Origin of the sequence: Streptomyces botrytidirepellens, from assembly GCF_003721215.1 — a bacterium.
GTDB classification, from domain to species: Bacteria; Actinomycetota; Actinomycetes; order Streptomycetales; family Streptomycetaceae; genus Streptomyces; species Streptomyces himastatinicus.
In genome coordinates, this window is the sequence record NZ_RIBZ01000162.1 from 1 (window position 1) to 13,894 (window position 13,894).

Consider the following 13,894-nt stretch of genomic DNA (forward strand, 5'->3'; position numbering starts at 1 on the left):
AGTGCTGGAGGAGGACGAGCCGGACGCGGGCGAGGAAGCGGGACGGGGGTACTTCGGCGACAACGTGGACGGGGTACTCACCCCACTGGCCCGCCAGTTGCTGGCCGCCGCCGCCGACCAGGTGGCCGAGGCCGGCTGGCACGACCTGCTCCACTACGGCGACCGGGTCTTCGAACGCCCCGAGGACGAGGACGACGAGCCGTGGCTCGACGACGACTCCTTCCTGGGGAGCCTGCCGCCGCTGTGCGACGGCCAGAGCGCGGCGTGGCGGCTCGCGATGGTCGGGGCGGTGGAGAACCTGGCGGACGACCTGCGGGCCGGGCGGGCTCCGAACGCCGGCTGCACCGCCGAGGAGCTCGCGCTCCATCTGATCGTCGGCCAGGCCAAGATGCTCGTGGACCTCCTCGACGACGAGGATTACGCCGAGGAGTTGGGCCTGCCCACCGCGGACCAGATCAGTGTCCGGCACCGCGCCCTCGATCTCGTGCTGGAGTACTACCTCCAGGACTTCGACGTGCTGATGCACTACGACAGCGACCTGCGCGCGGTCGTGACCGACCCGGAGCATCCCGCGAACCTGCAGATGGGCATCGGGGACCTTCGGCCCCGCGCCTGGTTCGCACCGTTCGGCAACACCCGGCCCCGCCTACCGCGCGCGTGGGAGCCCTGGCTGCTTGACCGGCTTTCCGGCGCCGACCCGGCCGCGTTCTTCGCGAGTACCCCGGCCCTTGTCGGTGATCAGGACGCCGCAACAGGCAAGGTCCTGGCGACCGAGCTGCCCGGCGGACTGTGGGAGGAGTTCGAGACCTTTGTCGGCCTGGCCCAGCGGCGGTTCTTCGACGAGCCGACCGCGATCCATATGGCCGCCACCCTGGAACGCCTGCTCACCCTGTTCTTCTCCACCCCCTCCCTCGCGCCGCAGACCATCTGGCCGCTCAACCCCCGTGCCACCGCCGTCCACGCCGGCTGGCTGCTGGTCGATACCGACTTCTGCCTGCGCGGCCTGAACAGCACCTGGCGGCTGAGCGCCGACCGCACCGACCACCAGGCCCGCGTCTGGGCCTGCGACCTGCTTCTGGACTGCGCCAACTACGCCCTGGCCAACTACCATCGCCAGCCCGGCGCGAACCTGCGCGGCACCACGCCTCCCGCACCACTCGACCCCGGCCTGGCCGACACCCTTGAGGAACGGCTCACTGTCCTCGCCCGCGACATGACGACCGCCGGCACCCTGCGCCATCGCATGACGCACCTGGGTCTGAGCCCGCTCCAGCTCGCCCAGGCCGCGATCCTGCCCGAACCCATGATCACCGCATGGCTCGCCGGAGCCCCGGCCTCCCCCTCCCAGCTCATCCGCTGCGCCCCCGCCCTTCAGATGTCCGAGGACACCCTCCTTGACGCGATCGTCGGCAAGCGGGACCGCCGCCACTGGCCCCTGCCCGAACCCGCGCCCGACCGGATCGGACGCCCCGCCCCCGAACCACCCGCAGACAATCCCTGACCACCGCACCGGAGCCGCAGCGGCGCAGCGCGTTCGCCTCGAGGCCGGAGCACGGACCAGCGGGCGGGGCACCGCGGCCAGTCGCGGCTGATCGGCTAATGATCCAACGGCGCGTGGACGAACCCGCAAAGAAGGGCAGGCAGCATGGATCACACGTCGATCGTCCTGGCCGACCCGCAGGTACAGCGTGTGAGGGCGCATATCCAGGAGGCGGAGACGCGGATTGGCCTGGAGCTGCGCGCCCGCCTCCAGCCCTTCCAGGACCGTTACGACCAGGCGGTACGCGACGGCGACACGGCCGCACTCATCCGGATCTGCCCGGGCAAGCACGGCCGTTGGGGGCGGATCTGCGTCCTGGACGAAGGCCACGAAACATCGATGGAGGAACCGCACTGGGGACACAACAGCGACGGCCAGCCCATCGGGTGGGTGGGCAGCACTCCCGACGACTGGTGACCGGCCCACGTCCCGCGGACCTGGGCGCGTGAGCCGCTGGACGACGCAGCGTCTTGGTCGAAGCGCGGCGGCCTGAGCGTCTGCCGAGGCCACTACGATGGTGGGTGCACCAAGGGCAACCGCGCCGCGCCCGGCCACTACCTCGACGCCCACACCGCCGGAGGGGACCGCAGAAGTCTGAGACTCGCGCGAGCGGTTTCGTCATGCCCTCCTCCTGGATGGCCGACGCGTGTCGGGCAGCAGGCCGGACACGGATGTGAGACATCATGACCAACTCCCGCAACCGGGAGCAGGACCGTGCCGTGCGCGCGTACAAGAGGGCGCACCCCGGCATCACCCTGGACCAGGCCCGTCAGGCCGTCGCCGCCCGCTCCGGCCAGCAGCCAGCTCTCCCGGACCGGATCCCCGGCGCTCCCCTCCCCCGCCCCGCCGAGCGGCTGGAGGGCTACGTCCACCGGGTCGCCGCGGCGGTCGGCCTCCAGCGGCACCGCGCCATGGAACTGCTCGGCCTCCAGCCCGGCACCTCCGCCACCGAGCGCCTGGACGAACTCGCCAACGGCCTGGACGACCACGCCGTCCGGGCCCTGACCGCAGCCACCGGTATGACCGCCGAGCAGGCACGCGCCCTGACCGCGCCGCGCGCGGTGCGCCCTGATGTGGAGGCCGTACGGCGCCTGACCGAGGAGAACTTCGCCGCCGGGCACTACCGCCGCGGTGGCGAGGGGAAGACCTCCTCGGCCCCCGGTGAGCTGGCCGCGGTTCTGGCCGCTCACTTCGGCCAGCGGGTGCACATGTTCGATCTGGACACGCCCGGCACCCGGACTGGCCCGGCCCCGCGCTGACCTCGACGGTCCTGGTCGACCTCCCCTGGCCGACCGATGGACACATCCCGCTCGCGCCCCGAGGTCTTCGACGCGATCACGAAGGCCCTCGGCATCGCGCAGGGGCCCGACGCAGCCAGGCCGCCACACGAGTAACACGGCGGCCCCGCTCGGGGGTCTTTCTTCTGGCTGCTCCCTCACGGAGGTGGGGCCCAGGTCCAGCCGGGAGGCGCTGACGTCGCCTCAGCTAAAAGCCGCAGGTTCGGGCATGTTCTCGGCACGTCATCGTCCACCGCTCGCTGTCGAGTTGCCCGGTGGACTCCGGGGCCCGGGGATGCATGAGGTACAGACCCCTGGTAGCGGGGTGCCCACGCCCAGGACCGGCTGGCGGGCAGGCGTCATGCGGAGCCTGCGCCGAAGCCCATCACGGTGGAGCGGGTACGCACAGTGCAGGCGCTTGATCCGCGCGAGGCCGAATGTCTGACAGCCGAACGCCGGGCGCGGGATGACAAAGCTGGTCAAATGCCGTGGGGGCGCATGTGGTCCGATGGAAGGTGAGAGAGTTTGTCCGTGCCCTCATCAGCCTTTGTGGAGGAAGTATCGTGGAGGAAACATCGCACAACCCGGTCCGACTGGCCACAGAGACAGCTCTCGCGTTGCGTGCCCTCGATCCGGATGATGAGACCGGGCACAAGGCGCTGGCTCATCGGCTGAACGAGGCAGGAATCACCCGTTCCATGCATGCCGACCGGCTGCCGCGGCCTCGGGGACAGCGGATGATGACCAGCGACATGCCTCCGCAGAAGATGTTGGAAATTGCCCAGAACAACCTCGCCTCCGCTTACGGGGCACGGCTCACCACTCTCGACTGGCCCCGAGACCAGCGCATCGAATACGAGTTGGGACAGTTGCTGTGGCGCCTGGAGCAAGGTGGCCCAGCCGGATGGGAGAAGCCCGGGCAACACGTAGAAGCGCTAGAGCGCTTCCATGACAGACTGCTGGAGCTGCGCGACCTTCCTGACATGTCCGAGCCTCAGCCCCCGCACATCCCGGGTGTCGGGCAGGTCGCGGCCACTGGCACCTCCTCTGATGCTGAGGCCGAGCGACTACGCGCGGAACTCAGGGGAGCCCGCGCTCGCATAGCTGACCTCGAAGGCCAACTCGCCGAAGCCCGCGAGGCCAACACTCCCGCCCTGAGCCCGGAAGCGTTGGCGCGTGTCCAAAAGATCCTGCAGTCACGCAGAGAGAACGCTGACCACGGCGATGCTCCTGATACCCGAAATCCACATCCCCATCGGCAACAGCAACGCCCTACCGGCCCGGATAGCGGTCCGCCTCCGGGTATCCACCGCTGACGCGGCGCCCCCGCCCGAAGGCAGCGCCGAGCCGGGCGATGCTAGCCAGCTCACACGAGCTCTACAACGACCACCCGCACCAGGACCAGGGAATGCGCTCGTGGAAACGGTTATTGTGACCGATCCACGAACGGAACCCGCTGAGGTGCGTGGACGCCACGCGTACAAATGCGGTGGCCCCGCTGAGACATGGCACCTGGAGAGAGCTGGTGGTGACAGGGGAGCAGTGCCGCCCACGCCCATACGGCTGGGAACAGCGTCACGATGTGGTGCGGGAGCTGATAGGGCAGCTCTCCACTGACGCAGCGCTGGCCGGTGCGTGGCCCGAGCTGGACGACCTCGCCCAGTTCGGAACACGACGTCTGCTGACTGCCTACGAGCAAGCTGAGATCTCCCGGGACAGCGGAGGGCGCATGTACAGGGGCGCCGTGGCGGCCCTGGAAAGGGCATTGTGGGCAGCGGCACGTGACGCCAGCGTGCGGGGCAACCCCCGCCCACTGGACATTCTCACCCGCGCCCAGGTACGGGAGGACACCGCAGAAAGGTGACCCCGGGCCTCTGTCCCACTCCAGGTGCCCATCCCCCGACCCACGCGCTCCTCGCCGTCGGGGCGGCCAGGGCCCAGCCAATGAAACGATGGCCATCAACGTTGCCGCTGAGGGTGAGGCAGCGAGGAGACGTCGTATTCGCACTCACGCGGCAGACAGGAACGGGGCGTGGCCGGGTGGCGGACGAGCGAGACCCGCACCCGAAGGCTACCGGCGCTCGGGGTACGGCTGCCGAGCAGCGGGCGTTCTGCCTGCGAGTGCGCTGTTCAGGGCGGCGGCCACGAAGCGCCCTTGCGCTCACAGTGCCTCGTGTCTTGCTTGACCGCCACCCCGAACCCGGCGGCCAGCCGGACGTCCCCGTGTTGCCCGGGTGCGTGGATCGCCGAGGACGGCCACGGGCGTGAACCTCGGCGTCCGCGCGAGCAGAGCAAGGTTGGAGCGGTCCAGGTTCAGGTGCGGGCGGCGTCGAGCTCGCCAGCTTCGTCAAGGGCCTGGCGAAGCTTTCCACCATGGCCAGCAGTAGCAGGAGTGTGCGCAGCTCGCGGTGTTCGTCGTTCCTGGTTATGGGACCGGCTGCGTCCGGAGTTGGAGACCCACGCCTGGGTCGGGACCCAGAACGGGAGCCATCGTGGGCGGGGTGGACCGCCCCGATGTTCCGGCCCCGTTCGCCAAGGCAGTCCAAGGCGACATGGCCCGCCGGGTGCGCGCCGCCGTCGACCGGGTCAGCCCGCCCGGGCACACCAGCCCTCTCCCACAGCCGATGCCGACCCGCGCATGCCCACCGCGGCCTTCACCGATCGCGTACGAGACGGCCCGGCGCGAAGTGTCGGTCCTCAGCGGCGCCGTCTAGCCAGCAGAAGCCCACAGCCGTGCCCTGGGGCGACTGCTGCGGCAGGCCGTCGCTCACGGCGTCGGCGCGGACAGTGCCTCCATCGGCTGCTCGAGGCCGATCCAGAATCCCGCGCGCAGCCACTTCCGGTGCTCTTCACTGATGTCCAGTGCGTCATTGGCGATGGTGCCAAACCGCGCGGCATAGCGCAGCAATTCGCTGTCGAGGGAGCGCGGGATCCGGGGACGCGCCTGATTCAGCCTGTCCAGGAGGTCGGCGCTCTGGTCGTGGGGGAGTCGTTCGGCCCAGCGGGCAGCGAAGATCTTCCCCACCTCGTGGGGCTCGCCGCCCACCGAGAGGTCCTGCTCACGGTCCACCCACACCTGCCGGGAGGTGGTGAGGGTCGCCAGGAGCGGGATCCCGTCGTCGGGGGCGACGTGCCCGGTGTCCGAGGACCAGCGCAGGGTCACAGATGGCGCGGATCGTGCCAGGTCGTCCGGGGTAGGAGTGCGGGCGGGTGTCGGGAGGGGGGCCTGGGGTGTGCCGCTGGGCGCGAACGGCTCGGGAGCGGCCTGCAACGGATCTTCCTGCGGGGTCGGCTCGGCTGCGGTGATGGCCTGGGTGAGCCAGGCGCGGTCCAGCAGCTGCCGCTCGTCCGCTTCGGCGACCAGGTCCTCGGACTGGTTGTAGGCCCCGTCGGCGGCCTGCACGGCCCACAAGTGCATGGCGACGCCGTGTTCCTTGGCCGCCATCACCCCGGGTAGAAGGTCACCGTCGCCGGTGAGCAGCACGATGTCGCTGGCCGCCTTGCTCCGCGCCAGCTCGATCAGCTCGGCGTGCATGGCCGCGTCGACCCCCTTTTGCTGGACGCGGCCGTCGATGCGGGTGAGCATGCCCAGGCGCACCGTGACCCGGGGCATCACCCGCAGGCGCCGGTGCTCGGGCTGGGGCACCCGGTACGGTGCCCCGTCGAACCAGTAGATCCGCAGCAGCGGCTGGCCGGTCTCGGTCTGCGCGCGGTCGCGGATTTGCTGAATCAGACCTGCGTGGTCGACGGACAGGCGCGAGCGTGCGGCATCGCCCGTCAGCAGCGTCGCCGCGGCGCCCAGTAGGTACCCGGCGTCAACCAGGACGAGACAGCGGTCCACGTACTTCCCTCCTCGACCACATTCGACTGCCAGTCCATCACAACCGCTTCGGCAAGCCCTCTGGTTTTGCGGTACCGCTTGACATCGTGGGGCGGGGGCGGTCGGTGCTCGGCACGCGGTACCGGGCAGGAAGCGCGACAGGCCGGCTTCGCTGATGCCCACCGCCGCGGTCACCGGCAGTCATGGGTTCCCTCCCTGTCTTGGTCCTCGACGAGGGCGCTACGCCACCAGGGGTGGCCGACCTATTCCAAAGGGGGCCGGGTCAGTTGGTGTAGCGAGCTGTGATATCCCATGCCGGGCCGCTGCTGTTCCAGGCACCATAGAAATCAAGGCACCCCCGAATCTCCGCTTCAATGCGGGCTTCCGGCAGCGCGTCAGGACGGTCCTCAGCCGCCCCTGGAACAGCGAACTTTGTGCTACGGAAGGCCCGCGTAACCGCGGCCCGCACGCCCTCCACGGTTGCCACGGTGGTGTCACCGCGCGTCGCGTCAATCTGCCACTCGACCTGTATGAGCCGCTGGGTGAGGGTCAGGTGGCAGTCGCCGTGACGGGACGTCCATTCCCTGTTCGAGTCGAGGATCGTCGCGAGTGTCTCGGGAGTCTGTGCGTGCAGGTCGTCGGCTATCGGGTCGAAGCCTTCAACGAGCGGGGTGGCCCACTCCCACGCTTCGTCGACGTTCATCAGGTCCACGGTTCCGGTCGTAGTACCCAATTTCCAGTCCACGATGACCATGAGGCCAGAGTATCTGTTGCCGAGGATCGCCGTGTGCTCCGCGCGGCCCGGGACGGCGCGGTGATGTACGGTTCGGGCACCCTGTCAGCCCTCCTCACCGGGTCCGGTCTTCACACGGGTGCGGTTCGACGGGCCGTCGCCCGTGGAGGTCGACCGACTGATGGCCCTGCTGAACAGCGGTGCCGAGATCATCTCCGGCATGCCGTCAGAACCCGACGACCGAGGGGATGTCGTTCGCACGGCGCAGGTGGTCACCCACCCGGACCCTCGGCCTGTCTCGCCCGAAAACGGCATGTCGGTCACGGTGCAGGTCGTTGTGGAAACCGAGAGGGGCGCCTTTCCTCATCTGCCGGGGGCGGAGGCGGCACAAGCGGTGGAGGAGTCCGTGGCGGAGACGCTCCGGGCTCTTCCCCAGGTTCGCCAGGTGAGCTGCCGGGTGGTCTCGGTCTGGGGCCTGCCCGCGCCGCAGGAGTAGGCGACCGTGGCGGGGGCCGAGGCGCGGCTGGAGGTGGACGGTGTCACCGAGGGCGTGTCGCTATGGTTGACCGACTGGAAGATCGAGGGGGGCGGGGCATGGTCGGGCCGACGGGTGATGGCGCTGGTGGGGGGCTCGTACGCGGGTCGCCTGGACGTCTACGTCCACCCCGACGGGCAGGCCGTTGATGTCGCAGGGCTGGAGGTGGAGCCCGACTACCAAAAACGGCATCTGGCCTCGGTGATGATGGACGCGCTCTACGCGGCTTACCCCACTGCCTGGATCAACCACGGAAGGCGCGATCCCCCGGGGACAGTGTGGTGGGACCGGTACACCGATCCCGCGCCGGAACGCAACGTGCACAACCGCCCCCCGGCCGAGTGGGCCTACTACTTCGATCCCCTCATCATCGTGAACCAGAAGGACGCTAACGCCTATCAGAACCGGTACCACGGCGTGAACGGTCACCAAGATGAGGTGTACCGGTACGGCGAGTCGATGGAGGACGAGGCACGCCAGTGCGCCCCCCCTCTTCCACGAGCCCGATGCCCAGGGACCTGATCCGGGCCTCGATGAGCTGTACGGCGGGATGCGGCTGTTCCTTCCGCCCGGGCTGCACCGCATCGTGCACGACGGCAGTCGCGACGCCGCGGAGCGGGCCGAACTCGTGCTCAGCCACATCGGGCACGGGAACCTGCCGCACGACTCTGCCTGGAACACCACCGAGCACGCCGCATTCGAGGATCTCTTCCGCGAGCAGCTCCTCAGCACAGAGCCCCAGCGGCCGGCCACACACCTGACCTTCCACGTCCTGCCACTGCGTGACCAGGATCTGCCGCTGCACGACGTCAAGGCCACATGGGTGCGCTTCATCGACTCCCCCGGCATCGAGGTGCAGTTGGCCGGGATGTCCTGGCGGGCCTCGCAGCGGCCGTCGGTCAACCACAGCGCCGTCTTCGACCCGCCGGTGGACGCCGCCATCGCACCGCAACGCTCAAAGGACACCAGCTCCCCCAACCACGATCACGCGATGCGCCGCCTCACTTACCGGGCCCGCTTTAGTGACATCGGCGACCTGCTCCCCGGGCAGGCCCCTCGACGGACCGAGGAGGCCTCGCCATACGCGGGCCGCGAGGCGGATATCCGCGCCATGGGGGCCAGACTCCAGAAGGGCATTGCGGAACGGGCGGCCGGCCAGCCGGGCGCGGCTTCCGGGCAGCAGGCACCCACCGATCACCACGTACACCAGCAGGATCCAGGGCAGCAGACACCGCGCATCAGATAGCCGGGCCGGACCGCGCCCCGGGAACGGTAAGCGTCCCGACCCGTCAGGGTGGCGCGACACGTCGTCTACCTATCCGAGACGTTTGATGCCGTCAGCGCCCCGACGTCCGGCCGACGCCCGTGTCCGGGCAGGGCAGTGCCGACGGCGGTTGGCCGCCGCGACGGTGCCAGGCATCGTCACGGGCGACCAGGATCAGGTTGTAGAGGCAGTCGGGGTCGGCCCCCCGGCGGGCACCTTCCGGCCGATCGGTGAGCCCACACGGCCGGGACTTGGCCGATGGTGCATGCGCAGGTCTTCGTCAGCGCGTGGTGGTGCGCGGGCGGGCCCGTACCTCATGCGGTTCGCCGGGGCGCTACCCGATGGTCATGCCCGAGCGCCGCGGGTGGGGCCTGGGGGCGGGCGTGCGGGCCGGGGCCGCGCTGGCGCGGTCGAGCTCGGGCATCGCGCGCCAGCTTGCAGCATGTCCTCGTCTTCAAGGGGCAACACCGTCTTGTCACGGGGAGTTGTGAACGGCCAGACCGGCCACCTCCAAGCCTCCTCGCCAACTCAAGGCGTGTGCGTCCTGAACGCGGTACGGGGTGGGACCAGGGAGACGGATTGGGCGGTGTCCTCGGTTCAATCGCCGTCGAAGAGACAGACGACAACGGCGGCATGGCCTGTCCAGGGCACCGGCGCGCTGCCTGTTGCGTGCCTTGGCCAACCAGGGCTCCAGCCTTGGCCCGTTCGCCGTCGGCGGTGGCCCTCTCCTGCGACGCGGTGGGAGCGCGACGCTCGGGGTGGAGGAAGGTGTGCTCGGGTGGCTGTGCGGAAGGTGTGTTCGGGTGGCCGTGCGGAGGCAGGCGGCCGACAGTGCGGCGTGGCCTTACCAGCGACCGCCCTGCCAGAAGTTGATGTATGCGGATGCCTCGGTTTGGCTGAGCTTCTTGATACCTGCCCTGCCCATCAGACCGGTGGCGGAGTTGTTGCCTTCGTCGTTGTGTCCGCGCTCGGCGAGCAGTGACATGATGCGGTCCACTTGCTGGGGTGTGGCGAGTGGGCTTATCGGGTGTGCCTCTTCGGCCAGGGGGGTGGCTTGGCCTTCCCCGGCCGCGTCCTCGACGGCGGCGGGCTGATCCTCGCGAGAGTTACGGGGCATCTGTCTTTCCTTTCCTGACGTCCAGAGGCAGGTACCAGTCGAGTGAAATTGCCAGAAGAATCTGCCTTGTCCTGTTCTTCCGTGAAGTGCCAAAATTCACTATTCACTAATAGTCGGCTACATAAGGTTCATGTGCGCCTACACACTTACCTGCCGCCCTCTATCATGGTCGGCCTTGCGGCGCCAGAGTCAAGGTGCTCAGCGTTGCGTTGACATCGGGCGGATCTGTCAGGGGGAATTCGGAGGTAGGTTCCTGTAGAGGGAATATACTGCGTGCGAGAACGCGCGGCGGCTCACCTGGACAACTCCGACCAAAAGGGGGATTCCCGGGCCGTCGCGCACGAGGCCCCTCTCGGGCATGCGCATAGCTGGCGAGAAACGGCGACTGGGGGCAGATGTGACACAAGAGGAAGTACCAAAGACGAGTCGAAGCCGGATCCCACCCGGCAATACCGACACCACCGGAGTTATGAGCGCATGGGACGTTCCTCGCATCCTTCGCTGGAATCTAGCGCTCCAGAATATGAGTCAGCAGAAGTTGGCTGAACTTATCGACGTGGCCCCGAAGACAGTGCAGAACTGGGTAACGGGCGCAAAAAAAATGCACGAAGAAAACCTGGACAAGGTTGCTGCAGTCTTGCAAATGACACCGCAGTTCCGTGACCTCCTGCGCGAGCTGGTCACGAAGCCCGACTCTCAGATGCAGCCTCTGGACGGGGCCGACCCTAATGCGTTGCAGGCCTATCTTCAGGATTACCGAGCTGATGCCGATCATTCACCCCATCCTGCTCACACCAGCGACGGGGCATGGGACGTGCTTGCATCCAACCCAGCTTGGTGTGAGCTCATGTCTCAGGTGGCAGACCATCCTCGCGACAGCCCCCATGTGAACGTCATGCGGTTCGTCCTCTTTCATCCGGCCGCTCCACAGGTACTGCTGGATTGGCGACGCAGCTGGCTCATTCCCATGCTCGCTCATCTTGACACGGCACTACAACTCCACCCTGACCATCCGGTACTCCAGAAGATTTACCACGATGCGCAGTGTCATCCGGAGCTTACGGAAACTTACGAGCAGGATGTGCCCTCGCACTTCGCTGCCAGCAACCCGAGCACCGATATCGTTCATCCTGACGGCAATGTCGTCCCGATTAAGCATCCGCGTCTCGGGCCTATGACGGTCCGGATGCGTGTGGTACTGCCCATGGAGTGGGCGGCTTGGGGGGTCCGTGAAGTGAAGCTTATCTACCTCGACCGCGCTGACTGCCCCGAAGCATAGGCGTGCAAGTCAGCAACATGCTTTTCGTGCTTTTCCAGGAGCAGGCGACCTTTCTGTTCCGCGCGCTTGGCTCCACGGCCCCTCCCTTACAGGTTCGTTGGAAAGCCCGCGCCGAGCTGCACGATGCCTCCCCCAGCTCGTACACTCCGTGGTCCTCGTCCGCAAACACCCAGCACGCGCCTCTCTGCCGGGTTGCCCAGTGATCGAGGATCCGGCTGAAAGGGCAGCCACTCGGCCTCCAGAGCCGCTTGGTGGCTTTGTCTACGACTTCCGGGAGCAGATGTTCGTGGCCCCGGGAGGCCCCATCGGCGCCCGGCAAAGGCGCGGTGGCGGCTGCCACCTTCGCCCGTAGCCAGTGCTTCTGCCCCGGGCTCCGGACGGACGGCACACGGCTTCCCGCCGGTCACCACCGAGCTGCTGCCCGAAGTCGCGAGCATTCGGCGCGGGCACTGCCTCCCAAATTGCTGCCAGACGCTGCTCTGCCGCCTAAACAGAGCCAGCTTGGTTTTGCAGTGTCTACCGGACGGTGGCTCGAGCGCCGATCACGGTGACGGCTGAGGAAGCCCGTCACCGACCGTGCGGGCCCAGGACTTCGCTTCCGGGTCGGGACGCCAAGCACCTCTCGGTCGGCTCGGGGTACGCCGGGTGGCCGCAGTCGGTCATTGAAGATCGCTGCATGCCGACTGGCGAGCTATGAGATCCATCGGCCGGGCACGGTCGCCGGTACCTCGCCAGCCGCGGTCAGNGGCGAGCTATGAGATCCATCGGCCGGGCACGGTCGCCGGTACCTCGCCAGCCGCGGTCAGGGACCGGCCCTGTCTCGGGCGAGAGGGTGACGTATCCGGCCGCGCGGTACAGGCGGCGCAGTAGTAGTACAGCTGCGTGGACGGCGGCGACCTTGGTCTACACGTCCAAGATTCACGCTCCCCGCCGCTGCAGGGACCGTGCCGCTGACATCACCATTGGCCTTCTCCACAGAGTTCCGAGCTGAGTGCCGGTTCGTTCGGGAGTGGGGGAAGGTGTGGATCGGTCGGGGGCTCGGAAGCCCGTGCTCACTGGAGTCGTGGACGCCCTGGCGCAGTGCAGCCAGGGAGCGTCGTAGTGCCCGGTGGCACAGGCTCGTGCGGGAGACGAGTGAGTAGTTGTCGACGGATGACGGGGGCCGCGGGTGCTGCGGCCGGCCGCCAGCCGCCCAGTGGTCCCCAACCATGCTGAGGCCGCTATCGTGACCGGCGGCTCACGCGTTCGGGGCGGGTGGGCGTACCGCGTGGCTGAGCGCAGCCAAGGGGTGCTGGGTGGTCGAGCCGGCATGCGGGCATCGTGTTTCCCCCGGCTCCGCCATTTGGCGCTGTTGGCGGGGCCGTTTGCTGGCATGGCTGCCCGCTCGCCCTGATTCTGGGCAGGCAATGGTCGTCCTGCGGGTGTTGCCTCGGCGGCCTTCGCACCACCGCTGACAGTGGCGAGTCATGCCCACTGCCTCGCTGGCTCGCAGGGCGAGCTCCACCGAGGTCGTGGGCTCGATGGCCAGCGGCGCCGCACCGCTCGGCGGCCGCTTCACTGTTTCGCTGTTGGCCGCCGTGTTGTGCGTGCTGCTGCTCGGCGAGCGCCCCGGCGCTAAGCCGCGCCGTCGTGTGTCTGTCCCTTGTCTCGGCCGTCAATGCGGCCAGTACTCCCATGGTCGGTCGCTCCCGCATCCCGGGACAGCACTCCAGATTCCGGTGCCGTGCCCTGGCACGACCGAGGCTCGGACGCGTTCTGAGGCCCCGTTGGCACACAGGCTGCCTTGCACAGCATCGATTCGATTGGGAGATACTTCATGAAGATGCCCGCCCGCGTGGCCGCAACCGTGTCCATGGCTCTGACGCTCACAGCTGGCGGGGCCGTCGCCGCGGCTTCGGCCAACGCGGCGACATCGGCCAGTGGCTGCCACATCAGTGCCAGCGCCGTCAACGTCCGCTCCAAGCCCAGCTCCTCCTCGTCCATCAATGGCGTGGCGTACCGGAACTGGTCCTGCAGGCACATCGACTCGGCCTACGCCAAGGGCACGTACTGGGACAAGGTGCGGATCAAGAAGACCGGAGTGAGCGGGTGGGTTCGCGACGATCTCGTCCGCACTCCGGATGACGACGACCACACCTGCCTGCCCGAATACCCCTGCCCTGGGCGCTAACTTCGAAGCCAGAGAAACGGCGCCGTCGATTCTTGGCGCAAACTCGTATGATCCCGGCGTCCGTTCACGTCCTGCCCGTTAGCCTCCCCGGCCTGTTCCCTCCGGTTGCCGGGTGATGGCTCCACGAGCGCGGGTGACGGTGACGGCGCCCGCCCCAGC

The 13,894-nt window shown here is 68.3% G+C and carries 13 protein-coding genes; 10 read left to right on the plus strand and 3 right to left on the minus strand.

Annotated features, from left to right (window positions below; all coding sequences use genetic code 11):
- The 5 genes from EEJ42_RS52765 to EEJ42_RS50245 form a co-directional block, all read left to right on the plus strand.
- Positions 1-1,501, plus strand: a 1,501-nt coding sequence (locus EEJ42_RS52765) for a hypothetical protein (RefSeq protein ID WP_246096391.1), incomplete at its 5' end; no start/stop codon positions are given.
- 144 nt (positions 1,502-1,645) lie between these two features.
- A complete protein-coding gene (locus EEJ42_RS12195) occupies positions 1,646-1,957 on the plus strand; it encodes a hypothetical protein (RefSeq protein WP_184503048.1) in 312 nt (103 codons plus the stop codon).
- Positions 1,958-2,223: 266 nt separating this feature from the next.
- Complete coding sequence (locus EEJ42_RS12200) at positions 2,224-2,799, plus strand: TniQ family protein (protein ID WP_184503049.1); 576 nt, start codon at positions 2,224-2,226, stop codon at positions 2,797-2,799.
- A gap of 581 nt (positions 2,800-3,380) precedes the next feature.
- A complete protein-coding gene (locus EEJ42_RS50240; protein ID WP_148081925.1) occupies positions 3,381-4,133 on the plus strand; it encodes a hypothetical protein in 753 nt (250 codons plus the stop codon).
- Positions 4,134-5,309: 1,176 nt separating this feature from the next.
- Positions 5,310-5,531 (plus strand): hypothetical protein, encoded by a 222-nt coding sequence (locus tag EEJ42_RS50245; protein WP_148081926.1) that lies wholly within the window; start codon positions 5,310-5,312, stop codon positions 5,529-5,531.
- Positions 5,532-5,584: 53 nt separating this feature from the next.
- On the opposite strand, the gene EEJ42_RS12210 is transcribed toward EEJ42_RS50245, so the two are convergent.
- Both EEJ42_RS12210 and EEJ42_RS12215 read right to left on the minus strand, forming a co-directional pair.
- Entirely contained in the window at positions 5,585-6,658 is a 1,074-nt protein-coding gene (locus EEJ42_RS12210; protein WP_123099967.1) for an NYN domain-containing protein, read from the minus strand.
- 262 nt (positions 6,659-6,920) lie between these two features.
- Positions 6,921-7,391 carry a hypothetical protein gene (locus EEJ42_RS12215; RefSeq protein WP_123099968.1) on the minus strand — a complete coding sequence of 157 codons (471 nt, stop codon included), beginning with the start codon at positions 7,389-7,391 and terminating at the stop codon, positions 6,921-6,923.
- 160 nt (positions 7,392-7,551) lie between these two features.
- On the opposite strand from EEJ42_RS12215, the gene EEJ42_RS12220 reads away from it, so the two are divergent.
- The 3 genes from EEJ42_RS12220 to EEJ42_RS12230 are packed head-to-tail and all read left to right on the plus strand — an operon-like array spanning position 7,552 to position 9,151.
- Entirely contained in the window at positions 7,552-7,866 is a 315-nt protein-coding gene (locus tag EEJ42_RS12220; protein WP_123099969.1) for a hypothetical protein, read from the plus strand.
- Positions 7,867-7,872: 6 nt separating this feature from the next.
- Positions 7,873-8,427 (plus strand): hypothetical protein, encoded by a 555-nt coding sequence (locus EEJ42_RS12225; RefSeq protein ID WP_123099970.1) that lies wholly within the window; start codon positions 7,873-7,875, stop codon positions 8,425-8,427.
- A gap of 28 nt (positions 8,428-8,455) precedes the next feature.
- Positions 8,456-9,151, plus strand: coding sequence for a hypothetical protein (locus tag EEJ42_RS12230; protein ID WP_123099971.1), 696 nt, complete (start codon positions 8,456-8,458; stop codon positions 9,149-9,151).
- An 862-nt stretch (positions 9,152-10,013) separates the two neighbouring features.
- Here the strand turns inward: EEJ42_RS12230 and EEJ42_RS12235 are convergent.
- Positions 10,014-10,286 carry a hypothetical protein gene (locus tag EEJ42_RS12235; protein ID WP_123099972.1) on the minus strand — a complete coding sequence of 91 codons (273 nt, stop codon included), beginning with the start codon at positions 10,284-10,286 and terminating at the stop codon, positions 10,014-10,016.
- Between the two features lie 469 nt (positions 10,287-10,755).
- Between EEJ42_RS12235 and EEJ42_RS12240 the strand changes: the two genes are divergently transcribed.
- The gene (locus EEJ42_RS12240) at positions 10,756-11,565 is read left to right on the plus strand and encodes an MmyB family transcriptional regulator (protein ID WP_281291437.1); all 810 of its coding nucleotides are present in this window, start codon (positions 10,756-10,758) and stop codon (positions 11,563-11,565) included.
- Between the two features lie 1,816 nt (positions 11,566-13,381).
- The gene (locus tag EEJ42_RS12245) at positions 13,382-13,735 is read left to right on the plus strand and encodes a hypothetical protein (RefSeq protein WP_123099974.1); all 354 of its coding nucleotides are present in this window, start codon (positions 13,382-13,384) and stop codon (positions 13,733-13,735) included.
- Positions 13,736-13,894 lie beyond the last annotated feature (159 nt).